Source organism: Pseudomonas sp. fls2-241-TYG-175 (assembly GCF_030209155.1).
GTDB classification, from domain to species: domain Bacteria; phylum Pseudomonadota; class Gammaproteobacteria; order Pseudomonadales; family Pseudomonadaceae; genus Aquipseudomonas; species Aquipseudomonas viridiflava.
Genome location: NZ_JARVSO010000009.1, coordinates 195,749 through 217,903 on the forward strand (window position 1 = coordinate 195,749; position 22,155 = coordinate 217,903).

The 22,155-nt window shown below is 59.9% G+C and carries 20 protein-coding genes; 8 read left to right on the top strand and 12 right to left on the bottom strand.

The window, feature by feature from the left end; all coding sequences use genetic code 11:
* The first annotated feature begins 84 nt into the window (after positions 1–84).
* Complete coding sequence (locus QRN20_RS08655; RefSeq protein WP_245006220.1) at positions 85–1,365, top strand: MFS transporter; 1,281 nt, start codon at positions 85–87, stop codon at positions 1,363–1,365.
* Here the strand turns inward: QRN20_RS08655 and QRN20_RS08660 are convergent.
* Positions 1,352–2,098 (bottom strand): carbon-nitrogen hydrolase family protein, encoded by a 747-nt coding sequence (locus QRN20_RS08660; protein ID WP_122500533.1) that lies wholly within the window; start codon positions 2,096–2,098, stop codon positions 1,352–1,354. The two genes, QRN20_RS08655 and QRN20_RS08660, sit on opposite strands and share 14 nt — an antisense overlap.
* 348 nt (positions 2,099–2,446) lie before the next feature.
* Here QRN20_RS08660 and QRN20_RS08665 point away from each other — a divergent pair, with 348 nt between their 5' ends.
* Positions 2,447–3,748, top strand: coding sequence for an Nramp family divalent metal transporter (locus tag QRN20_RS08665; protein ID WP_029243514.1), 1,302 nt, complete (start codon positions 2,447–2,449; stop codon positions 3,746–3,748).
* Positions 3,749–3,816: 68 nt separating this feature from the next.
* On the opposite strand, the gene QRN20_RS08670 is transcribed toward QRN20_RS08665, so the two are convergent.
* The 9 genes from QRN20_RS08670 to QRN20_RS08710 form a co-directional block, all read right to left on the bottom strand.
* Positions 3,817–6,219, bottom strand: coding sequence for a TonB-dependent receptor plug domain-containing protein (locus QRN20_RS08670; RefSeq protein ID WP_217667854.1), 2,403 nt, complete (start codon positions 6,217–6,219; stop codon positions 3,817–3,819).
* Between the two features lie 278 nt (positions 6,220–6,497).
* The gene (locus QRN20_RS08675) at positions 6,498–6,899 is read right to left on the bottom strand and encodes an ExbD/TolR family protein (RefSeq protein WP_122414209.1); all 402 of its coding nucleotides are present in this window, start codon (positions 6,897–6,899) and stop codon (positions 6,498–6,500) included.
* A 1-nt stretch (position 6,900) separates the two neighbouring features.
* On the bottom strand, positions 6,901–7,623 hold the full coding sequence (locus QRN20_RS08680; protein ID WP_043305661.1) for a MotA/TolQ/ExbB proton channel family protein: 723 nt from the start codon (positions 7,621–7,623) through the stop codon (positions 6,901–6,903).
* 83 nt (positions 7,624–7,706) lie between these two features.
* Complete coding sequence (locus tag QRN20_RS08685) at positions 7,707–8,525, bottom strand: energy transducer TonB (protein ID WP_217667852.1); 819 nt, start codon at positions 8,523–8,525, stop codon at positions 7,707–7,709.
* Positions 8,526–8,835: 310 nt separating this feature from the next.
* Positions 8,836–9,018: a hypothetical protein gene (locus tag QRN20_RS08690; RefSeq protein WP_058431586.1), complete on the bottom strand. Its 183-nt coding sequence runs from the start codon at positions 9,016–9,018 to the stop codon at positions 8,836–8,838.
* Positions 9,019–9,107: 89 nt separating this feature from the next.
* Positions 9,108–9,602 carry a copper chaperone PCu(A)C gene (locus QRN20_RS08695; RefSeq protein WP_179302826.1) on the bottom strand — a complete coding sequence of 165 codons (495 nt, stop codon included), beginning with the start codon at positions 9,600–9,602 and terminating at the stop codon, positions 9,108–9,110.
* On the bottom strand, positions 9,596–10,201 hold the full coding sequence (locus QRN20_RS08700) for an SCO family protein (RefSeq protein WP_004886461.1): 606 nt from the start codon (positions 10,199–10,201) through the stop codon (positions 9,596–9,598). The genes QRN20_RS08695 and QRN20_RS08700 overlap by 7 nt, the downstream gene beginning before the upstream one ends.
* Before the next feature lie 123 nt (positions 10,202–10,324).
* On the bottom strand, positions 10,325–10,693 hold the full coding sequence (locus QRN20_RS08705) for a hypothetical protein (RefSeq protein WP_004886459.1): 369 nt from the start codon (positions 10,691–10,693) through the stop codon (positions 10,325–10,327).
* Between the two features lie 163 nt (positions 10,694–10,856).
* A complete protein-coding gene (locus QRN20_RS08710) occupies positions 10,857–11,411 on the bottom strand; it encodes a TetR/AcrR family transcriptional regulator (RefSeq protein WP_029243520.1) in 555 nt (184 codons plus the stop codon).
* 180 nt (positions 11,412–11,591) lie between these two features.
* Here QRN20_RS08710 and QRN20_RS08715 point away from each other — a divergent pair, with 180 nt between their 5' ends.
* Entirely contained in the window at positions 11,592–12,752 is a 1,161-nt protein-coding gene (locus QRN20_RS08715; protein ID WP_032652123.1) for an efflux RND transporter periplasmic adaptor subunit, read from the top strand.
* A 33-nt stretch (positions 12,753–12,785) separates the two neighbouring features.
* The gene (locus tag QRN20_RS08720; protein ID WP_285360179.1) at positions 12,786–15,935 is read left to right on the top strand and encodes a multidrug efflux RND transporter permease subunit; all 3,150 of its coding nucleotides are present in this window, start codon (positions 12,786–12,788) and stop codon (positions 15,933–15,935) included.
* On the opposite strand, the gene QRN20_RS08725 is transcribed toward QRN20_RS08720, so the two are convergent.
* Positions 15,911–17,503, bottom strand: coding sequence for a sensor domain-containing diguanylate cyclase (locus tag QRN20_RS08725; protein WP_122588074.1), 1,593 nt, complete (start codon positions 17,501–17,503; stop codon positions 15,911–15,913). The genes QRN20_RS08720 and QRN20_RS08725 overlap by 25 nt on opposite strands.
* A 284-nt stretch (positions 17,504–17,787) precedes the next feature.
* Positions 17,788–18,894 carry a dimethylsulfone monooxygenase SfnG gene (gene sfnG / locus QRN20_RS08730; protein ID WP_029243524.1) on the bottom strand — a complete coding sequence of 369 codons (1,107 nt, stop codon included), beginning with the start codon at positions 18,892–18,894 and terminating at the stop codon, positions 17,788–17,790.
* A gap of 269 nt (positions 18,895–19,163) precedes the next feature.
* Here sfnG and QRN20_RS08735 point away from each other — a divergent pair, with 269 nt between their 5' ends.
* The 4 genes from QRN20_RS08735 to QRN20_RS08750 all read left to right on the top strand — a co-directional run bounded on the left by QRN20_RS08735 (position 19,164) and on the right by QRN20_RS08750 (position 21,888).
* The gene (locus QRN20_RS08735) at positions 19,164–19,604 is read left to right on the top strand and encodes a YqaA family protein (RefSeq protein WP_122605215.1); all 441 of its coding nucleotides are present in this window, start codon (positions 19,164–19,166) and stop codon (positions 19,602–19,604) included.
* 155 nt (positions 19,605–19,759) lie between these two features.
* The gene (locus tag QRN20_RS08740) at positions 19,760–20,095 is read left to right on the top strand and encodes a hypothetical protein (RefSeq protein WP_058431581.1); all 336 of its coding nucleotides are present in this window, start codon (positions 19,760–19,762) and stop codon (positions 20,093–20,095) included.
* 191 nt (positions 20,096–20,286) lie between these two features.
* Complete coding sequence (locus tag QRN20_RS08745) at positions 20,287–20,772, top strand: flavin reductase family protein (RefSeq protein WP_004886439.1); 486 nt, start codon at positions 20,287–20,289, stop codon at positions 20,770–20,772.
* 78 nt (positions 20,773–20,850) lie between these two features.
* Positions 20,851–21,888, top strand: coding sequence for an LLM class flavin-dependent oxidoreductase (locus tag QRN20_RS08750; RefSeq protein WP_029243526.1), 1,038 nt, complete (start codon positions 20,851–20,853; stop codon positions 21,886–21,888).
* Positions 21,889–22,155 lie beyond the last annotated feature (267 nt).

Genomic DNA, 22,155 nt, shown 5'->3' on the forward strand with positions numbered 1-22,155 from the left:
GCTGAAACTTCTTTAAAACGGCTCAGGTCTGTATTCCTCGTGGCTCGGTGGGTTGGAGTCTGACGAATTACGAGAATGCTCGCCTTGGCCAGTCATGCAGATCGCCGCAATACCCTCTCCCTGGACAGCCTGAACTTTTTCCTCGCCGACGTGCGCGACGGACTGGGTCCCTACCTCGCCATTTACCTGTTGGCAGTACACAAATGGGACCCAGCCAGCATCGGTGTGGTGATGACCATTGCCGGTATTGCCGGGCTCGTGACCCAGACACCCGCCGGAGCCCTGATCGACCGAACGAAGTACAAGCGCGCGATCATTGCTGCTGCCGCGTTACTCGTAACCTTGAGTTGCCTTGTTTTGCCGTTCACCTCGTCATTCACGCTGGTGGCGCTGACCCAGGCGCTGAGCAGCGTCGCTGCGTCCGTCTTCGCCCCTGCCATCGCGGCCATTTCGCTGGGTATTACCGGACCGCGCGCCTTCACCCGACGTACCGGGCGCAATGAAACCTTCAACCACGCCGGCAATGCCTGCGCGGCGCTGCTGGCGGGTGGTTTCGCTTACCTGTTCGGTCCGGTGGCGGTGTTCTACCTGATGGCGGCCATGGCCGTGGCCAGCGTCGTTGCCGTCAGCTTCGTTTCCGCCGATGCGATCGACCATGATGTGGCCCGAGGTTTCGACGCCAGTCATAAGGTGCATGACGGTGCGCCGTCGGGCCTGAAGGCTTTGCTGAGCAACAGGCCGCTGCTGTTGTTCGGCATCTGCTGCGCCCTCTTCCACCTGGCCAACGCCGCGATGCTGCCGCTGGTGAGCCAGAAGCTTTCGCAGATCAACATGCAAATGGCCACGCCGCTGACCTCGGCCTGCATCGTTGCCGCTCAGTTGGTCATGGTTCCTGCGGCTTTGCTGGTGGGCATGAAAGCGGACGTATGGGGCCGCAAACCCTTGTTGCTGGCAGGCTTTCTGATTCTGCCGATTCGCGGCGTGCTCTACACCTTGTCTGATGACCCCTACTGGCTGGTCGCAGTACAGATGCTCGACGGCATCGGTGCAGGCCTGTTCGGGGCGCTGTTCCCGTTGATGGTCAAGGACCTGACCCAAGGCACCGGACGCTTCAACGTCAGCCTGGGCGCGCTGTCGACGATGTTTGGTCTCGGGGCTGCGCTGAGCAACAGCCTGGCAGGTTTCGTGGTGCACTCGGCGGGTTACAGTGCCGCGTTCCTGACCCTCGCCGGTGTGGCGGCGGCGGCGTTCTGCCTGCTGTGGTTCGCCGTACCGGAAACCCTCGCTCAGGCCGAGCAAGGGTCCGAAGGAAAAGGCCCGACCGATTCCGACCCTGACGCGATGACCTCTGTCACGCCAGCCTGACCGTCTCGACCTGCCAGCCTTGCGGCTGGCAGGTCGCGATCACCAGTCCATTTCCGGTACCTTCCAGACCGCCGATCCAGACGCCCTCTTCATCCCACAAACCGCTGCGACCGGCCGATTCCCAACCGCCAGTAGGTCCGCCGTGGTTGGCCATCAGGACAGGCAGTCCATGGCGCCGGGCGTGCCCCTGCAGCAGCGCAGCATCCTTCTCGTAACCGCCGGGTGAGACCAGCACGCTCGCTGCGTACACCCACGCCTTGCCGTCAGCCATGCGCTGAACATGCTCGGGATGACTGAAATCGGCGCAGACGCACAGGCCTATCCGTTGTTGCCCCAATGGCAGAAAACAGTCTTTCGATCCGGCACTGAACACCGCGTCCTCGCCGGGGTGCAGGTATTGCTTGGCGTACGCAATGACCTCGCCCTCTGCGGTGAAGGTCAGCGCGCCGATGTGGACAGTGTTGTTGGGACCCTTCAAAGGGATGCCGACGGTGGTTGCCAGATTCAGTTGCATCGCCAGTGAGCGGATGGGCTCCAGACGGTCATCTTCAAGGGCGACCGCCAGTTCACGGGCGATGTCCGGCTCGTAGCCGGTCAGGGACAGTTCGGGGAACAGCAGGTACTCGGCACCCTGGTCTGCGGCGCAGCGCATGAAGGTCAGATGCCCCTCGAGATTGCGCGCAAGCTGGCCACGTTCAGAATGGAACTGCGCGGCGGCGAGGATCGGGGGCATGGCGGCTCTCTGTTGGTTGATCGTGCAGGTCGGGGTTCTGTCTGCGGCATTGTGCGCGAACTATAGACCGGACGCAGAGCGTCCTGAGAGGCATTACCACGCGGAGCGTGGTAACGATCAGAGTTTGTCAAACACTGATGATCGTGCCCATCGCTCCGCGTGGGCATGCCGCCCGTGACGCTCCGCGTCACATTTGTGCTGCGCTATGCATTTCAGATGGGACGCAGAACGCAGGAGCGACCTGCATTCACAACAAGTTACATTTGAATCCCCACGCATGTTGTACGACGTCTTATCTTATCTGCGACTGTCTTTCATCTCACTACAATAACAATGGAGATTCGACACATGCCTGGCACCCCTTCGATTGAAGAAAAGGCAACGTCTGTCGCAGAACCCCGCTTGAAAAAGCTCGCCAAGCTGTTGGGACCCGGCATCATCGCCGTATTGTCCTGGCTCGGCGCGGGCGATCTAATTACCTCTTCGGTTGCCGGTGCGAGTTACGGGTACGCGATGATGTGGGTGCTGGCGATTTCGCTGCTGCTCAGGTTTCTGATCGTCAACATCATTGCCCGCTTCCAGCTCTGTAATAACCAGGGTATGACCATCCTGCAGGGTTACGCGCAACTGCATCCGTTCTTCGCCTGGTTCATGCTGGCATACGCACTGCTGATGGGCCATCTGATCAACGCCTACATGATCAAGGGCGCTGGCGAAGCATTGGCGATGCTGTTGCACATCAACCAGCCGCTGCTCTGTTCGGTCGCGGTGGTGATTGCCGTATGGTTGCTGGTGGGACGCAATATCTACGCGATGATCGAAGGCGTGATGAAAGTGCTGCTGGCGATCATGACGCTGGCCTTTCTAACCCTGGCGATCATGTCGGGGCCGGATGTCACCGGCATCATCAAGGGCACTATCGGTTTCAGCATTCCGCCCGATGAAGGCGTGCATGGCGCGCTGCTGGTCGCGGTGTCGGTCATCGGTGCAGTCGCCGGTTCCATTGCCAACTTCGTTCACCCTTATGTGATGCGTGAAAAGGGCTGGATCGGTCCGCAACACAAACGCATTCAGCGCAACGACCTGCTGTTCGCAGTCATCGTCGGCATCGTCATCAACCTGGCGATCTGGGTGGTGGGCGTCGAGATTCTGCGTCCCAACGGCATTCAGGTGAACACGCTGGGCGATCTGGGCAAGGCGCTGGAATTGTTCTTCGGTCCGCTGGGCTGGTACATCTTCTTCATCGGCGTGTTCGCCACGCTGTTCGCCAGTATTTCCGGCAAGACCACGGCATTCCCGATGCTCATCACCGACGCGTTCCAACACATCCGTCCCGAACGCCGCACACGCTACGGCAAAGAGTTTCACCGTGATCCGATGCACAAGTGGTTCATGCTGTTCATTCTGGTCACCCCGCTGGTTTGGTCGCTGCCAGGCATGCCGGATTTCGTGACCCTGACCCTGGGCGTCAACGCGCTTAACATCGTCGGCCTGCCGATCATTTCGCTGGGCCTGCTGATCATGTCCAACCAGAAATCCCTGCTGGCCAAGGAGTACCGCAACAACCTGTTCGAAAACATCGCACTGACCTTCGCCACGGGTCTGGCGTTGTGGGTAGCGTTCCAGCTGGGAACCGAGCTGCTGGCGTAATCTGATCATGATCAGGCGCGGTGAGCTGCCCGGCTCACTGCGCCTGGATCTGCGTTGCGTTCCTTCCTTTACCAGTTGTACGCCACCTTCCCGTAATAGAACGCCCCGCTGTAGCCATAAGGCGAATAGGTGCTGTACGCCAGGTTGCCGCCGCTCGACGCAAAGTCGTTGAGCTTCTCAGGGTATTTGTCTGTCACGTTGTCCCCTCCTAGGGTGAACACCCAATTCTTGTGCGTGTAATCCACGGCGAGGTCCAGAAGCCAGGCTGCACTGAAGGTCTGATCGTTGACCTTGTCTGCCTGATAGCTGGTGAATTCCCCGTAGCGGACCAGATTGGAGTGCAGCGCCCACGGCCCGAACGTGAAGTCGTTGCCCAGACTGAGCTTGTGCTGCGGCGTGGTATCGCCCAGCAGACCGATACGTTCGCGACGATCAACCCGCACCAGATTCACGCCCAGTTGATCGAGTATCGCCGGATTGGCTTTTACATCGGTGACTTTGGTGTGGTTGTAGTTGTAGCCGACCGTGCTGTTCCAGCGCACGCCGTTATCGAACTGATAGCGATAGTTAGCCACAAGATCGATGCCGTCGGTGCTGGTGTCGGTGGCGTTGGTGAAATAGCGGGCACTGGTGTAGTTGATGTCGCCCACACCATTGCTGCGCAGGTAGTTGATCGCGGTGTTGTTGAGCACCAGATTGGACGACAGCGAGATCCGGTCGCGAATGTCGATGCGGTACACGTCGGCCGTAACGGTCAGGTTGTCCAGCGGCTCCAGCACCAGCCCCAGGCTGTAGTTGCGGGACTTCTCTGCTTTCAAGTCTTCGGCGCCGAGCAGTTGCGCAACGTTGCTGCCGGCCGGAAACGTACCGGCTTCCTGAATGGTGTTGCCGATCAGTTGCGACGAGGTGAAGGTGAAATTCTGCTGGGCCAGTGACGGCGCGCGGAAACCGGTGGATACACTGCCACGCAGGGCGACTTGCGGGGTGAAATCGTAGCGTGCCGATACCGAGCCACTGATGTTGGAACCGAAGTCGCTGTAATCCTCGTGGCGCACTGCCGCCGACACGCCGAGCTTCTCGGTCAGGTTGGTTTCAACATCCAGATACTGCGCAAAATTGTGGCGTGAAGCGCTGCCCGCATCGGCCGCCCGGAATCCGCCCAGCCCGGAACTGCCTGTCTGAAAATAAGACTCGGCCTGCCCTGCTTCGATTTGATAACCCTGCCGCAGATACTCGGCGCCGAATGCTACCGACACCGGATACGGCAGCCAGGCCGCATTGAATTCCCGCGACAGGTCCAGGCTCAGTTGTTTCTGATCGTTGGTCAGCGTGCCGTTGTCGAACGAGCGTGGCGTGGTCAGACCCAGCGACGTATTGATGGTCCGGGTACGAATCTCGTAGCTGTTCTTGCCGTAGTTTGCGGACAGGTCGTAGTGCCAGTCGTTTGCCAGTTCACCACGCAAACCTGCGACCAGCGACGTGTCTTCCAGCGTGCCGTGAATCAGCGGCAGGTATCCATTGGGAAAAATGGCGGGGTTGTTGTTGGACGCATTGCTGGGACGGTAGAACGCGGCGGTTTCGCCCCGCCGCTTGCTGTAGCCGCCGAAGCTGTAGAACTCCAACGCGTCATTGAAACTGTATTCGGTGTTGAACTGGACCTTGCCCTCTTCGGTTTCCGGTTCGCCCTGACGAAACACACGTTGGCCGTAGGTCGTCGATCCGATGCTGGACGCCCGCAGGTCATCGCCAGCCCGGTTGGTGTAATCGTTGTTGGCACCCTCGCCGGACAGATTGAAAAAACCGTTGCTGCCCAGCGCAAAACCGGTATTGCCCGCAACTTGCCGCTGAATGCCATCGCCCTTCTTGTACTGACCATAACGGGTCGAGACCGAACCGCCGTGGTCGGCATTCTTGAGGATGATGTTGATCACTCCGGCAATGGCATCCGAGCCATAACGGGCCGAGGCTCCGTCACGCAGCACTTCGATGTGATCGATGGCTGACAGCGCAATGGCGTTCAGGTCCGCAGGCGCCGAGCCTCGCCCCACCGCGCCACCCAGATTGACGAACGCCGAGGTATGGCGGCGCTTGCCGTTGACCAGCACCAGTACCTGATCAGGCGAAAGACCACGCAACTGGGCCGGTCGGGCCAGCTCGGCACCGTCCACCAGGCTGGGCCTTGGAAAATTGATCGAAGGAATCAGGCGTGCCAATACCGTACCCAGCTCGCTTGAACCGGAACTGCGCAGGCTGTCGCCGGAAATCACGTCGATCGGCGACAGCGATCCGCTGGCGGTACGTTCCTGTGCGCGGGTACCGGTGACGATGACGGTGCCCAGGGTCGAGGTTTGCGCCTGCGCGTTGTCCTCAACAGTTTCTTCAGCCTTCGCGACCGTGCTGACACCTGCAGCGCCCAGCAGATTTGCCGAGAAAATCGCTGTAGCCAGCACTTTTCGTTTGAAACTCCCCATACCGCAACCCCTTGAATTCCCTTATCCAGAACATCGTGTTCTGGTGACAACGAGCGATCCGTGCGGTGGACGGTGGCGATCATGACGGTTTTATTTGATGTTCCGGTGGACCGATGCGTTATAGCTTAACGCCATTAAATATCAGGTTTTAAATACCAATAACGCATAAGCTGCTGCCTTTTTGTCTAATTGAAAGGTGCCCGATGACGCATAAAAAAGAGGCCGCATCTGCCTGAGAATGCGGCCCCAAAAGGTGACTGTTCCGAGCCTGACTGCGCCTATCTGGCGGTGATCACTGAGAGTTTGGTAATCCCGGCGCGCTCAATGGAGGCCATGACGCGTGCCACTTCGCCATAGTTCACACCGTTGTCGGCCTGCAATTGCACACGGACGTCCGGGGCTTTCTCCCTGGCGGCCTTGAGGTTGGTTTCCAGCAGGTCCGGCTGGATTTCATCCTTGTTGATGAACAGCTTGCCCTGCCCGTCGATGCTCACCACCAACGGGTCTTTTTGCTCCACCGGAGCAACGGATTCGGTCTTGGGCAGGTTGATCGGAATCGAGTTGGTGAGCAGCGGCGCGGTGACGATGAACACCACCAGCAGTACCAGCATCACGTCCACCAACGGCGTGACATTGATCTCGCTCAGCACTTCATCGCTGTCCTGAGTGGAAAAGGCCATGTCAGGAAGCCTCCTTCACTTTTTGCGCAGTGCCGTTTGCACCTGACTTGAGCACCGGATGCAGCAGCACCCGGAAGGCGCTTTTCTGCGCCAGGCTGTAGAAGTCGTGGGCAAAGTCATCGAGATCGGCAACCGTCAGCTTCAGACGGCGCAGGTAGTAGTTGTAAACGAGCACCGCAGGCACGGCGACCGCAATACCGACGCCCGTTGCCACCAGCGCAGCACCGATAGGGCCTGCCACGGTTTCAAGGCTTGCGGAGCCTGCGGCACTGATCCCCTTGAGCGCCGACATGATGCCCCAGACCGTACCGAACAGGCCGATGAAGGGCGACGTGCTGCCGATACTGGCGACAATCGCCAGACCGTTTTCCAGCGATCGACGCTCGCGCACGATCTGCTGACGCAACGAGCGTTCCAGTCGGTCCTGATGATTGATGGACTGGCTCAGGTCGTGGGGCTGCGCGGTCTCGTTGACCTGGATGGCGGCGTAACCGGCCAGTGCAACGCGGGCGGCAGCGCCCGGCTTCTCGTGAGCCAATTGGGCTGCGGAATCCAGGCTCGACGCGGCCCAGAATTGCTTGTGAAATGCGCGATCCTGAGCCTTGAGGCGTGAGAACTGCACGCCCTTGAGCAGGGCCAGGCCCCAGGTAGCGACCGAAAAGATCACCAGCAGCCAGATGACGGCGTGTTCGATGGATTCAAACGGCGAAGCAAGTAGGTTCATGGCGCAGCTCTCTCTGAACAAGGCATGGAGTGTCGCGATGCGCCTTTTGTCAGGTAGCCCGCAGGTCAATCGAATACGTGGATTTAGTTGATCTTGAAATCGATGGGCACGCTGACCCAGCCATCCTGGGCGATATCACCCTGCTTGGCCGGAACGAAGCTCCAGCGTTTCACGGCAGCCAGTGCGGCGTCATCGAGCGACTCGCGACCGCTGCTCTTCTGAATCTGAATCTCGCCGGGTTTGCCGCTGGCCAGCACGTGTACCCGCAACATCACGGTCCCTTCCCACCCGCGACGCATGGCCAGCGAGGGGTATTCCGGTGCCGGATTGCGTAGATAACCGGCACTGGCCGAAGCCGGCGTGACGGGTTTTGGCGCGGGCGGCGCTGGAGGTGCAGGTGCTGCGACTGGCGGCGCGGGCACAGGCGGCGCAGGCGTGGACTCCACGGGTTTCGCGACCGGCTTCACGACCGGTTTGGGCGGTTGCGGCTTTGGCTTGGGTATCGGCTTGGGCGGTGGCGGCTTGACGGCCAGCTCATCCTCGACCGGAGGCGGCGGCTCGGTTACAGGCTGTACGACAGGCTCGGGTGGCGGCGGCGGTGCCTGCACCGGCGGTGCAGACCTTGAAAATTCGATGGTCATCGGCGGAATTTCCGGCGGCACCACCGGTAACGCGGGCGTCGGCTTTTGACTCAGCCAGTAGATCACCGCGCCGTGCAACACGAGCGCAAACACGCCCAGCAGGATGGCTTCCCGGCGCCCGAGAACAGGTTTGGGATTGCTGTGCAGTCGCGCCGATGACAAGGGGCCACGAAAGGGACGCCCCAGATCAACCAGGTCGCCATTCGGCGTCTGGCGCCATGGCACATCAAGTGCGCTGGCGGCGGTCTGGACATTGCCCATTGATACGCTCCTGTATTTTTTCATAAAAAATCCAGGTTCTGTTGGTATCAGTCACCTTTCCAAAGTTGGTGTGGCAAGGCAATCATGGCTTAAAGGTGCTTGCTCCTTAAAAGAATATTTGGTTCGCTGGTTATTCTTTTAAGAGATATAAACTGGATAGACGGAATCGGTACAAAGACCGTGGGAGGCGGCTTGCCAGCGATGGCGTCAAGTCAGTCAATGCTGGGCTGCCTGAAAAAACGCATCGCCGGCAAGCCGCCTCCCACAGTTGGCGTCCGCTCAGAAGCTTGCAGAACGAGGGCTTTCCACATCAAGCCGGACGCGACTTGCCCCAGTCACGAACTGGCAGGGAAGCCGCGTACGCCATGGCTTCCTGTCGGGTGTTGAATGAGGCAAGTCGGTCTTTAGGGGTACACACGGTCCAGGGACCGCGGTTGACGCTGATCAGTTGATAGCCGTTGATCTGGGTTTTGGAAAGCATGGGAGCACTCATATTCACCTCCAGTAGCAAGAGAAATATCGTGATGCCCCGCCTACCTTACTCCTGAGCGACCCGTCTGTGCGGGCCGCTCGGCCGACAGATCAATGCCCGCTGTGATCGCCATGACCGCTGTGTGCGTCAGCGGTCAAGGACCTGGCCACCGCTGTCACCTTGATCGACTCCTTCACACCCTTGGCGTTTTCCACGGTCAGGGTCAACGGCACCTGATCGCCCTCTTTGACCTGCGCCAGCAGCCCCATGAACATCACGTGATAACCGTCGGCATCGAGCGCCACGGTCTTGCCCGCCGGAAGGTCCACGGAGGCCACCTGCCCCATGTTCATCACATCGTTTTTCATGCTCATCTGGTGGATCTGAACAGTCTTGGCAACGGGCGAAGCGACGTCCACCAGCTTGCTGTCCTCGCTTGCGGTGATGTGCATGAATGCACCGGTTGCAGGCTGACCCGGCACAGTGGCGCGTACCCAGGCATCATCAACCCGTGTCTCGGCAAACGCATGAGCACTCAGCCCCAGCAGCGAGACAGCCAGCAGCATCGGTTTTACGGCGTTACGAATCAGCGTATTCATCAACATACTTCCATCAAAGTGAGCAGATCTTCGGCGCATTGCTGGGCAGACAACTTGTGCGACAGGCCCAGACGCAGCACACCACGGGTGTCATAGACATAGCTGGTGGCGGTGTGTGAGATCGTATAGGTATCGCCAAGCGGGACCTTTTCGAAGAACACACCGAACTCTTTCGCCGTGGCAGCAGTTTCTTCAAGTGTTCCGGACAGGGCGACGAAGGTCGGATCGAACGCCTTCACGTAGGCATCGATCACTTCGGGCGTGTCGCGCTCCGGGTCAAGGGTGATGAACACCACCTGAAAGGTCTTGCCGTCCTCGCCCATCAGCTTTCTGATCTGCGCAGCGCGGGCAAGCGCTGTGGGGCAGATGGCTGGACACTGGGTGAAACCGAAGAAGACCATCGGCATCAGGCCACGAAAGCTCGACAGCGTCTTGACCTCGCCTTTCGGGTCCTTGAGCCGGAAGTTGCGACCGACGATTTCATTGCTCATGTCCTTGCCGTGCTTGAACGGCAAGGCATTGGAATTGCCGCAACCGGCCAGCAGGCCAAGGCTGAGCAGCGAGAGGCCGGAGACGACCTCGCGGCGGGTGAAATTCTGCGTCATGTATTACGTCCCTTGAAGGATAAGGCGCGACCACGGGTATTGAAGCCAGCTGTCGTTCCCGTAAACCGGCAGGCTCAACAGCGTTGATGCCTGACCACAAACGATGAGCATAGGCTTACAGGCTCAAGGCGCTTGCGGCAGGCAACCTGGGGACGCCTGGCGAGGGGCTTGATGTAGCAGGCCTTGAGGCAGACGCAGCCTGACATTCAGGGTACGCGCCAGCCATCCCAGGCCAATGAAGAACAGCAGCGCGAGGGTCAGCTTGCCGGCAAAGGCGCAATCGAACGTGGCCAGCTGCATGACCAGGGCATGGCTGCCCTTGTCCATCGAAGGCAAAGAAGCGCCGACATCACCGCAGATATCGTCCGCTGAAACCGACGAAATAGCCGACAGCATCTGCCCATGACCGAAACCGCACGCAACGCCATTGAACAGGACGAAGCCGTACAGCATCCAGGCGATGAGCGAGCGGTGGGTTCGGACGAAATTCATGGCGGCGAATTTAACACTCAAGGGTGCTGGCGAACACCGCGAATGCTGTTACAAAAAACGTGCTGGAGCGCGAGCCGTGCTGCTGCGGGCTGCAGTGCGGGTGCGACAAAACGGCACAGGCACGCTTACCACTGCTCCATAGTGGAGTCGCTCCCACAATCCATCAGCCGACGCGGGCACCGTGCATGAACAGTTGAATCAACATTGCCCCCATCCCGGCGCGCGCCACCCGCCCGCGCCGTTCGGCATCGACCAGACCGAACAACAACGAAGCGAAGGTTTCAGTAAGCACCGCAGCGCTCATGTCGATTCTGAACAGCCCTTCCCGCTGGCCACGTAGAAAGAAGGCATCCAGCGCATCGGAATACGGTAACCAACGACGTCCGCCACAGCTTTCGTCCATGGTGTCCGGACGCCATTGGAAGACCAGAAACACCAGCATTTCACGATGAATGAGGTGGTTGTCGACCAGACGTTGCAGCGCTTCGACAGGAGGCGCGTGCTCCAGATCAGCCTCGGCGATCATCTGATTCATCAGGTCCGAGGCATGATTGAGCAGCATTTCAATCAGGTTGGCGCGGGTGCCGCAGAACCGGTTGAGCGTTGCCTTGCTCACACCGGCCGCCTGGGCAATGTCCTTGAGCGTGCCGGCAGGATGGTCTACCAGCGCAACGGCAAGGGCTTTCAAAAGCTTTTCATCAGCAGCGGTCAAGTCCATTGGTTGCTTTTTTACCTCTTCGGGTGGAATGCGGCGCGCATTGTGCAGAAGACAGCCTGTTTTCACAAAAGCCATTAACATTTGGTCACGAAAGTATCATGTGAGTCAATATTGACTCATCTGATTCCAGCGTAGATCATTCGCGGCTTTAGCGTCTGATGGGCCATGCCCGGGTGAGATATGAGTACATTGCGCGACTGGCGTAGGTTGTCGATGGTTACGCTGCTGTCTGCGGCGGTTCTCGCCGGTTGCGAGCAGAAGCCCCAGCAGGACCAGAGCGCCGCAACTGCTCCCCGACAGGTCGAGTCGGTGGCGGTGAAAACCGAATCCCTAACGGTCATCAACGAACTGCCCGGACGCGTCGAACCGGTCCGCGTCGCTCAGGTGCGTGCCCGCGTTGCCGGCATCGTGCTGACCCGCAATTTCGAGGAAGGCGCCGATGTAAAGGCCGGCGCCGTACTGTTCCAGATCGACCCGGCGCCATTCAAGGCCGCCCTGTCAAAGGCGCAAGGCGATCTGGCCAGAACCGAAGCCACGCTGTTCGAAGCCCGGGCCACGGTCAAACGCTATGAATCGCTGGTGGAAATCGAGGCGGTCAGCCGCCAGACCTACGACACCGCCCGCGCCACGCTGCAAAACGCTGTCGCTGCCAAACGCTCGGCTCAGGCTGACGTGGAAACAGCACAGCTGAACCTGGGTTTTGCGACGGTCAGGGCACCGATTTCGGGCCGCATCGGCCGGGCTCTGGTGACCGAGGGTGCATTGGTGGGCCAGGCGGAAACCACGTTGATGGCGACCATCCAGCAACTGGAACCGGTGTTTGTCGACTTCACCCAGCCCGTCGCCGATGCACTGCACATGCGCGCCGCCATTCAGGAAGGTCGCCTGCCCAAGGGCGGTGAAGATGCATTGTCCCTGAGTATCGACGGTACCGATTACACCAGCACCGGCACGCTGCTGTTTACCGACGTCGAAGTGGATCGCACCACCGGGCAAGTGCTGTTGCGCGCACGCTTCGCCAACCCTCAAGGCGTGCTGCTTCCCGGTATGTATGTGCGGGTACGCACGCCACAAAGCGTCAATGCCAACGCCATTCTCGTGCCGCAGCGCGCTGTACAGCGTTCCGGCGACGGCACGGCTCGCGTGCTGGTGATCGGCCAGGACGGCGCGGTCGAGGCCCGCCCCGTCAAGACAGGCGCAATGCAGGACTCGCGCTGGCAGATCACCGAAGGCCTGAAGGCCGATGAGCAGGTCATTGTCGGCAATATGACCGGCATCAACCCGGGTGACAAGGTCGTCCCCAAATCGCAACCCGCCCAACAGCAGGCCAAGGCTCAGTAAAGCCGCCTTCAGCGCGATCGAGGATCACCTTCCATGTCCCTGTTCTTTATCCGGCGGCCCAATTTTGCCTGGGTGCTTGCCTTGTTCATCCTGCTGGCGGGGCTGATGGCCCTGCCCGCCTTGCCTGTAGCGCAATACCCCGTGGTCGCGCCGCCGCAGATCACCATCACCGCCACCTACCCCGGCGCTTCGGCGAAGGTGCTGGTCGATTCGGTCACCAGCGTGATCGAAGACGAGCTCAACGGCGCCAAGGGCATGCTGTATTACGAGTCGACCAGCAACTCGACTGGCTCCGCCGAGATCAACGTCACCTTCAATCCGGGCACCAATCCGGACATGGCCCAGGTCGAAGTCCAGAACCGGATCAAGAAAGCCGAAGCCCGTCTGCCGCAGCCTGTGCTGAGTCAGGGCTTGCAGGTCGAGCAAGCCAGTTCCGGGTTCCTGATGATCTTTGCGCTGAGCTATACCGGTGACACGGCCAACAAGGACACGGTGGCGCTGGCCGACTACGCGGCGCGCAACGTCAACAACGAGATCAGTCGGGTGAACGGTGTCGGCCGGCTGCAGTTCTTCGCCGCCGAAGCGGCCATGCGCGTCTGGATCGATCCACAGAAACTGGTGGGCTACGGCCTGTCGATCGATGACGTCAACGCCGCGATTCGCGCCCAGAACGTTCAGGTGCCGGCCGGTAGTTTCGGCAGCACACCGGGTTCATCCCTGCAGGAGCTGACCGCGACCCTCGCGGTGAAAGGCACGCTGGATAATCCGGAAGAATTCGGACGCATTGTGCTGCGCGCCAATCAGGACGGCTCCACCGTCCATCTGGAAGACGTCGCCCGGCTGGCCGTCGGCAGTCAGGATTACAACTTCGAATCGAGACTGGATGGCAAACGCGCCGTGGCCGGTGCTATTCAGCTGTCGCCCGGCGCCAATGCCATCCAGACCGTGAAGGCCGTCAAGCAGCGCCTCGACGAGCTGTCGGTCAACTTCCCGGAAGGCGTCGAGTACTCGATTCCTTACGACACCTCGCGTTTCGTGGACGTGGCCATCGACAAGGTGATTTACACCCTGATCGAAGCCATGGTGCTGGTGTTTCTGGTGATGTTCCTGTTCCTGCAGAACATCCGTTACACGTTGATTCCGACCATCGTGGTGCCAGTGTGCCTGGCCGGTACGCTGGCGATCATGTACGTGCTGGGTTTCTCGGTGAACATGATGACCATGTTCGGCATGGTGCTGGCCATCGGCATTCTGGTGGACGACGCCATTGTGGTGGTCGAAAACGTCGAACGGATCATGGCCGAAGAAGGCCTCTCCCCGCCCGCCGCCACCGTCAAGGCCATGGGACAGGTGTCTGGCGCGATTCTGGGCATCACTCTGGTACTGGCAGCGGTGTTCCTGCCACTGGCGTTCATGGGCGGCTCGGTCGGGGTTATCTACCAGCAGTTCTCGCTGTCGCTGGCCGTGTCGATTCTGTTTTCGGGGTTCCTCGCCCTGACCTTTACGCCAGCCCTGTGCGCCACGCTGCTCAAACCGATCCCCAAGGGTCATACCGAGAAGCGCGGTTTCTTCGGCGGCTTCAACCGTCTGTTCGGCAAACTCACCGACCGTTACGATCGTGTCAACTCCAGCCTGATCAAACGTGCTGGCCGCTACATGCTGCTGTACGTCGGCATCGTCGGGCTGCTGGGTTTCTTTTACCTGCGCCTGCCCGAGTCGTTCGTGCCCGTGGAAGATCAGGGTTACCTGATCATCGATGTGCAGTTGCCGCCAGGCGCGACCCGTCTGCGGACCGATGCCACGGCGAAGCTGCTGGAAGATTACATGCTGTCCCGGGAAACGACAGACGCGGTCGCCATGCTGCTGGGCTTCAGTTTCTCCGGCATGGGCGAAAACGCCGGTCTGGCCTTCCCTACCCTCAAGGACTGGTCGGAGCGCGGCGACGGACAATCGGCAGCGGACGAAGCGGCGGCGTTCAACCAGCATTTCGCCGGTCTCAGCGATGGTACGGTCATGGCGGTCACGCCACCGCCCATTGAAGGCCTCGGCACCTCAGGCGGTTTCGCCCTGCGCCTTCAGGATCGCGCCGGACTGGGCCGTGAAGCCCTGCTGGCAGCGCGCAACGAACTGTTGGGCAAGGCCAACGGCAACCCGAAAATTCTTTACGCCATGATGGAAGGTCTTGCAGAAGCACCGCAATTGCGCCTGAACATTGACCGCGAGAAGGCCCGCACCATGGGGGTCAGTTTCGAATCGATCAGCAGTGCGCTGGCGACTGCATTCGGCTCTTCGGTGATCAGCGATTTCGCCAACGCCGGCCGCCAGCAACGCGTGGTGGTGCAGGCCGAGCAAGGCGCACGGATGACGCCTGAAAGCGTGCTTCAGCTGTATGTGCCCAATAGCAGCGGCACGCTGGTTCCCCTCGGCGCATTCGTGTCGACACATTGGGAAGAAGGCCCGGTGCAGATTGCCCGTTACAACGGCTACCCGGCGTTCAAGATCTCGGGCGACGCTCCGCCGGGTGTCAGTACTGGCGAGGCAATGGCTGAAATCGAGCGCATCGTCTCGCAACTGCCGCCGGGCATCGGTTATGAGTGGACCGGCCTGTCCTATCAGGAAAAGGTTGCCAGCGGTCAGGCAACCGGGCTGTTCGCCCTGGCGCTGCTGGTGGTGTTTCTGTTGCTGGTCGCACTGTACGAGAGCTGGGCCATCCCGCTGGTGGTGATGCTGATCGTGCCTGTAGGTGCGCTGGGTGCAGTGCTGGCCGTCACGGCGGTGGGCCTGCCGAACGACGTGTATTTCAAGGTCGGCCTGATCACCATCATTGGTCTGGCGGCGAAGAACGCCATTCTGATCGTCGAGTTCGCCAAGGAGTTGTGGGAACAGGGCCACTCGCTGCGTGATGCTGCGATGGAAGCCGCGCGTCTGCGCTTCCGGCCCATTGTCATGACCTCGCTGGCGTTCATTCTGGGTGTCGTGCCGCTGACGCTCGCGACCGGTGCAGGCGCTGCGAGTCAGCGGGCCATCGGCACCGGGGTGATCGGCGGCATGCTCAGTGCGACGCTGCTGGGCGTGGTGCTGGTGCCGATCTTCTTCGTCTGGGTGCTGTCGGTACTGCGCCGCAAGCCTCATCAGCAAGTCGTCGACGACAATCCGGGTCAGGACAAGGTATCGGGGGACTGAGCCACAAGCGCGCCATCATCTGTTTGATGATGGCCCTGGGTCCAGGCGGGAACCGTATCGGTGACGATCTCGGAGGCCACGCTGACCCGGTTGCGTCCCTGGGATTTGGCGGCATACAGCGCCCGGTCGGCCAACTGGATCAGCCCGCGCTGATCCATATGCCGATCAGTACCGACGAATGTGGCAACGCCCAGGCTGACGGTGACGATTTCAAACGGGCTTTGCGGGTGTTCGATGCGCTGTTCCTGAAGCTTTCGCAGGATCGCCTCGGCCACCTTGCAGGCGTTCGCCTCATCGGTACTTGGCAGCACCACGGCAATTTCCTCTCCGCCATAACGCGCGGCAATATCCCCAGGTCGGCGAATGCACTGCTCGACCAGCCGGCTGATGGCAACCAGGCATTCATCGCCTGCCAGATGGCCGAAATGGTCGTTGTAGCGCTTGAAATGGTCGGCGTCGATCAGGATCAGTGACAACACGCCGCGCTCGCGGCGGGCGCGCTTGAATTCGATGTCTATGAACTGATCGAAACGACGACGATTGGCCAGCCCGGTCAATTTGTCTTCGGAGGCGATCAGTTCGAGATTCTGGTTGAGTTCGATCAGGGCGGCCTGGGACAGTCGCAGTTGCTCCTCGACCCGGATGCGGCTGTGAATGTGCACGATCAGACGCACGCCGAGACCGACTACCAGTACCAGCAGCACCATAACCAGCAGCAATGACTGTTTGGCCTGTACCAGCCAGGCATGCATGGCTTCCTGTTGGCCCAGCGCAACCACCGTCACCAGAGGATATACGTTGCTGCGCTGGAAGGCGTAGAAACGAGGAACGCCGTCGAGCCTTGAAACGAAATCGACATAGCCAGACTTTTTATCGGAAAAGAGGCTGAAGATGGGTGTGGAGGACAGGTCACGACCAATGTCCCCTTCTCGATAGGGAAACCTGACGTGCAATCGCCCTTCCGAAGTCGTCAGGCTGATGACACCTGAATTCCCGACCTGAATGTCTGAATAGAACTTAAGCAGGTGGTCGATACCAATGGTTACCACCATCAGGCCCGCGAAACCGCCGTCAGGATGATTGATCCGCCGACTCACAGAAATCACCCACTGGCCGTTTGCGCGACTGCGGATGGTCGGCCCTATGAAAGACGCACGTCCGGGGTTCTCGACATGGTGCCTGTAGAACTCGCGGTTTGTGCTGTTGATGCCGACGGCGTTGCCATTGGTGGAGAAGGTGCAGATCCCTTCGGCGTTGTACAGCGACACGCTGCTGATCTGCGGCAATGCGCCCATCTGCCGGGCGATGATCGAGCGCAGGCGCTCGATCTGGTCAGGCCCGGCACCTTCTTTTTCAACGCGTTCGGTCAGGCCGAGAAGCATCACCTCGCTCTGCTTGAAAATGCCGTCGGTATAAGTACTCAGCGCGCTGGCCAGGTTTGCGCTGTTGGTCTGGATGTTTTCGAAGGTCTTCTGGCGTGCCGTCCAGGTCTGCCAGGCCATGAGCAATACGACACAAACACATGTCGTACAGATCAGCCAGGAGGCAAGTCTGAGATCGCGTTTCAAAACCTGCCTCCGCGGCAAATGAGAGCTCGCGCAACCGACCTGCACGAAATCCGAGTATCAGTGTCCGGACACACCGATAGTTACTTATCGGCACACATGGGCCTGAGCTTCAGCGCCCGCTGTCAATTTTTGCGATTGGATGACGTGTAATCGCAGATCAAACAGGGCTCAACATACGCGAGGACCTGGAGATTGGATCACTGTCGAGGATTTATTTTTGAAGGGCCGTGAGCGCTTCGGCTCACGGCGATAAGGCGGGATTGTTGCGAGACAGTTCGGGGCGATCAGGCGATGGCGGCAGTCTGCGCGGGCGCACGCACGGCTTCGGCTTCCAGCTCACGCACCAGCGGCAGGACGTGTTCGCCGAAATAGGCGACTTCTTCCTGGAAATGCAGGAATGCGGACAGCACCAGATCCACACCGACCGCCTTGAGCGCCACGATACGCTCGGCAATCTGCCGGGGCGTACCGATCAGGTTGGTCTTGAAACCGTCGTTGTACTGGACAAGGTCCTGGAAAGTGGACTTCGCCCAGTTACCCTCGCCCTCCGGACTTGCCTTGCCCGCCTGTTTCGCGGCATCACCAAAGGCATTGACCGCTTCCGGGTCTGCCTTGTCGACGATTTCGGACAGCACGGCACGGGCTTCTTCTTCGGTGTCACGGGCAATGATGAACGCGTTGACACCGATTTTCACGGAGTGCCCGTTGGCAGCCGCCTTGGCACGAATATCGTCGACCTGAGCCTTGATGCCCTCCAGAGTGTTGCCGTTGGTGAAATACCAGTCCGACACACGGGCAGCCATGTCACGTGCCGCTCTGGAGCTGCCGCCCTGAAAGATTTCCGGGTGCGGACGCTGGATGGGCTTGGGCTTGAGGGTGTAATCGTGGAAGCGATAGAAATCGCCCTTGAAGGTGAAATTATCGGTGGTCCAGATGCCCTTGAGTGCACGGATGAACTCTTCCGAACGGCGATAACGCTCGTCATGCTCCAGCCAGGGCTCGCCAATGGCAGTGAACTCGCCCTTGAACCAGCCGCTGACAATGTTGACTGCCACGCGGCCTGCCGTGAGCTGGTCGATGGTCGCCAGCTGCTTGGCAACCACGGAAGGCGTCCAGGGGCCGGGCAGAATCGCGGCGATGACCTTGAGCTTGTCTGTGGCCGCCAGCAGTGCATGACTGAACGCGACCGACTCGTGCTGGTATTCGGCGCCGTAACCGGCCGTGAAGCGAATCTGGGTCAGGGCGTATTCAAAACCGGACTTCTCGGCGATCTGCGCCAGCTTACGGTTGTAGTCGATGGTCCAGCTGGTGCGCTGTTCGATCTTGCTCACCACCAGGCCGCCGCTGACGTTCGGCACCCAGTACGCAAATTTGATAGGGGTCTGACTCATATCGTTACTCCTCTGGCTTCAGGGTCCCGGACACACGAATCGAGCGGGCTTGATGAACAGCAACAGAGCAGCAACCGTGCCACCGCAACATATCGAACCGAATCAACAAGTTGGACAGCCTGATGGGACACGCCAGCTGTCGGCAGCCCTGCAAGGTGTTGAGCGGGTGTTGCCCAGGCAACAGTCTGTCTCCTTGTCGAAGGCGGTGGCCTGCAACACAATGCCCCCGCTCCATCTGCGACGATCCCGCACGCGCAAGGCTGCCAGTGATGTTCGAACTCTCAAGCTACTTCGGTCTGTTCATGGCAGCACTGGGTGCGGCAACGCTGCTGCCCATGCAGTCGGAAACCGTGCTGGCCGGCATGCTGCTCAGCCAGGCCTACCCGGCCGTGGTGCTGCTTTCGGTGGCCACGGCAGGCAATGTGCTGGGCTCGATCCTGAACTGGCTGCTGGGCCGTTACATCATCCGACTGCGCCACAAGCGCTGGTTTCCGGCCAGTGAAGCGCAACTGGAAAAAGCCCAGCGCTTCTACCTGAAGTATGGCTACTGGTCATTGCTTCTGAGCTGGGTGCCTCTTATCGGAGATCCGTTGACGCTGATCGCGGGCGTTCTGCGTGAGCCGCTGTGGCGCTTTGTGCTGATTGTCACAGTGGCCAAGGGCGCGCGTTACCTGGTGGTGGCGGCACTGGTCACTCACGCGATTGGCTGAACCCGGCCTCAAAGGGTGACAGACGGTACTGAAACACACCGCTCATCGGCAACCGGATCCAAACCCGACGGAAGGCATGGCCACTGGCTATCCAGCACGCTTCGGTCAGCGTACTTTTGGATCCAATGAAGTCGTATTCGTCCGCAGGAGCACCGATGAAATTTCATGCCTGGTTTTTGATCCTCATGATCCCCGCCGTTTCCGCACATGCAGAAGCAAAACCCATCGCGGTTCCGATTGATCCTGCAGCGCAGCACGCGCTGGTGGACAAAAGCGGGACGATGACGCATCGCGTCGTGGTGACCAAACGCGAAAGCCTGCTCGGCGTGATCTATTCCAAACGCGTCTACAACTGCGACAACCATACGGTCAACCTGGTCGGCACAGGCGAGACGCTTGAAATCATGGAAAGCGCTCATGCTGTCAGCGGCATGGGACCTGTGATTCGCGACTCGACTGCGCAGTACATTCAGACCGAAGCCTGTAGCTGAGACGCTCCGCCACACCCCTCTCTGAAACCAGAGAACACCCCTTGCTGACCAGACACCGCAGCGCTTTGAACAAGTGCTGCGCGATCGCCTGCGCGCGCAATACACAAAAAATACTTGCACCTGAAGTATTACGGTATACCATCAGACAGACAACAATATGAAACTGTCGGCACACCGTGCAGAGGTAGCAAATGATCGACGCAACTGACTACAAGAACGTCATGGGCTCCTTTCCGTCGGGCGTTACCGTCATTACCACGCTCAATGAAGACGGCGAAGTCGTCGGCCTGACCGCCAGCGCATTCAGCTCCTTGTCGATGGACCCGCCGCTGGTCCTGTTCTGCCCCAACTACAGCTCCGACTCCTACGCGACGCTGATCAAAAGCAAACGCTTCGCCATCCACCTGCTTTCCGGCGGCCAGCAGGAAGAAGCCTACGCGTTCGCCCGCAAAGGCAAGCTGAAAGCCGAAGGCATCGAGTGGACACTGAGCGAACTGGGTAATCCACTGTTGAACAACGCCACGGCGATCATCGAGTGCGAACTGTGGCGCGAGTACGAAGGTGGCGATCACGCGATCATGGTCGGCGCGATCAAGAACCTGATTCAGCCGCAACAGCCTGTCGACCCGATGGTGTACTGCCGCGGCAAGATGAGCACGTTGCCTGCTCTGGCCTGAGTGACTTCACTCTTCCCACCCATTTGATAATACGGGTGCCGACCTAGCAGGCGCCCCGCTCTGATCGAGGTAAGTGTCATGAAATTTTCGCTGTTCGTGCACATGGAACGCTGGGACGAATCCGTCAGCCACCGCCAGCTCTTCGAAGACCTGACCGAACTGACGCTGATGGCCGAAAAAGGCGGTTTCAGCACGGTCTGGATCGGCGAACACCACGCGATGGAATACACCATTTCCCCAAGCCCCATGCCCTTGCTGGCGTATCTGGCGGCCAGAACCGAGACCATTCACCTGGGCGCAGGCACCATCATCGCGCCGTTCTGGCACCCGTTGCGGGTCGCGGGCGAATGTGCATTGCTTGACGTGATCAGTAACGGACGCATGGAAGTCGGCCTGGCGCGTGGCGCGTATCAGGTCGAGTTCGACCGCATGGCAGGCGGCATGCCCGCTTCCGAAGGCGGCAAGGCGTTGCGCGAGATGGTTCCGGTGGTACGTGCGCTGTGGCAAGGCGACTACGCTCACGACGGCGACATCTGGAAATTCCCGACCTCGACCTGCGTGCCAAAGCCCATCAATACACCGCCGATGTGGATCGCCGCGCGCGATCCGGACTCGCACAATTTTGCGGTAGCGAACGGCTGCAACGTCATGGTCACGCCGTTGATGAAAGGCGATGAGGAAGTCGTCGACCTGAAGAACAAGTTCGAGGCCGCGCTGGCCAACAACCCAGGCGTGCCGCGTCCGCAGCTGATGGTGCTGCGTCACACCCATGTGCATGCGACGGACGATCCTGAAGGCTGGAAAGTCGGCGCGAAAGCGATCTCGAAATTCTATCGCACCTTCGACGCCTGGTTCGGCAACAAGCAGACGCCGGTCAATGGTTTCCTGGCACCGAGTCCTGAAGAAAAGTTCGCGGAGCGCCCCGAATTCACCCTCGAAAGCCTGCACAGGACGGCAATGATCGGCACGCCGGAAGAGATCATTCCGCGCATCAAGTACTACCAGGAACTGGGTGTCGACGAGTTCAGCTTCTGGTGCGACAACAGCCTGCCGCATGCCGAGAAGAAGAAGTCGCTTGAGCTGTTCATCAAGTACGTGATGCCAGCGTTTCGGTAAAGTTTCGCCGGCACGGCGCTGCCTCGCGCAAACACAGGGCTGTTGAGGAAGCGCCGAACCTGCTTCTGCCCGAAGGGCGTGGGAGCTCTCGGAGGTTACGACGGCAGCGATGGGCTGCGCAGCAGCCCCTGAGTGCACCTGATACACGGCGTGCGCAGGTTTTGCTGCCGGTTCCCGGCAGATCGCCGGCAAGCCGCCTCCCACGGTCAAATGTTTGCGGCGCCACAGCGCTACGTCGAAAACGTAGTGGCGCACCCACAACATCGC

Bases quoted from the DNA above. Each gene is read 5' to 3' on its own strand.
- QRN20_RS08660 (WP_122500533.1), bottom strand. From the start codon at position 2,098: ATGCCCCCGATCCTCGCCGCCGCGCAGTTCCATTCTGAACGTGGCCAG.
- QRN20_RS08665 (WP_029243514.1), top strand. From the start codon at position 2,447: ATGCCTGGCACCCCTTCGATTGAAGAAAAGGCAACGTCTGTCGCAGAA.
- QRN20_RS08670 (WP_217667854.1), bottom strand. From the start codon at position 6,219: ATGGGGAGTTTCAAACGAAAAGTGCTGGCTACAGCGATTTTCTCGGCA.
- QRN20_RS08675 (WP_122414209.1), bottom strand. From the start codon at position 6,899: ATGGCCTTTTCCACTCAGGACAGCGATGAAGTGCTGAGCGAGATCAAT.
- QRN20_RS08680 (WP_043305661.1), bottom strand. From the start codon at position 7,623: ATGAACCTACTTGCTTCGCCGTTTGAATCCATCGAACACGCCGTCATC.
- QRN20_RS08685 (WP_217667852.1), bottom strand. From the start codon at position 8,525: ATGGGCAATGTCCAGACCGCCGCCAGCGCACTTGATGTGCCATGGCGC.
- QRN20_RS08690 (WP_058431586.1), bottom strand. From the start codon at position 9,018: ATGAGTGCTCCCATGCTTTCCAAAACCCAGATCAACGGCTATCAACTG.
- QRN20_RS08695 (WP_179302826.1), bottom strand. From the start codon at position 9,602: ATGTTGATGAATACGCTGATTCGTAACGCCGTAAAACCGATGCTGCTG.
- QRN20_RS08700 (WP_004886461.1), bottom strand. From the start codon at position 10,201: ATGACGCAGAATTTCACCCGCCGCGAGGTCGTCTCCGGCCTCTCGCTG.
- QRN20_RS08705 (WP_004886459.1), bottom strand. From the start codon at position 10,693: ATGAATTTCGTCCGAACCCACCGCTCGCTCATCGCCTGGATGCTGTAC.
- QRN20_RS08710 (WP_029243520.1), bottom strand. From the start codon at position 11,411: ATGGACTTGACCGCTGCTGATGAAAAGCTTTTGAAAGCCCTTGCCGTT.
- QRN20_RS08715 (WP_032652123.1), top strand. From the start codon at position 11,592: ATGAGTACATTGCGCGACTGGCGTAGGTTGTCGATGGTTACGCTGCTG.
- QRN20_RS08720 (WP_285360179.1), top strand. From the start codon at position 12,786: ATGTCCCTGTTCTTTATCCGGCGGCCCAATTTTGCCTGGGTGCTTGCC.
- sfnG (WP_029243524.1), bottom strand. From the start codon at position 18,894: ATGAGTCAGACCCCTATCAAATTTGCGTACTGGGTGCCGAACGTCAGC.
- QRN20_RS08735 (WP_122605215.1), top strand. From the start codon at position 19,164: ATGTTCGAACTCTCAAGCTACTTCGGTCTGTTCATGGCAGCACTGGGT.
- QRN20_RS08740 (WP_058431581.1), top strand. From the start codon at position 19,760: ATGAAATTTCATGCCTGGTTTTTGATCCTCATGATCCCCGCCGTTTCC.
- QRN20_RS08745 (WP_004886439.1), top strand. From the start codon at position 20,287: ATGATCGACGCAACTGACTACAAGAACGTCATGGGCTCCTTTCCGTCG.
- QRN20_RS08750 (WP_029243526.1), top strand. From the start codon at position 20,851: ATGAAATTTTCGCTGTTCGTGCACATGGAACGCTGGGACGAATCCGTC.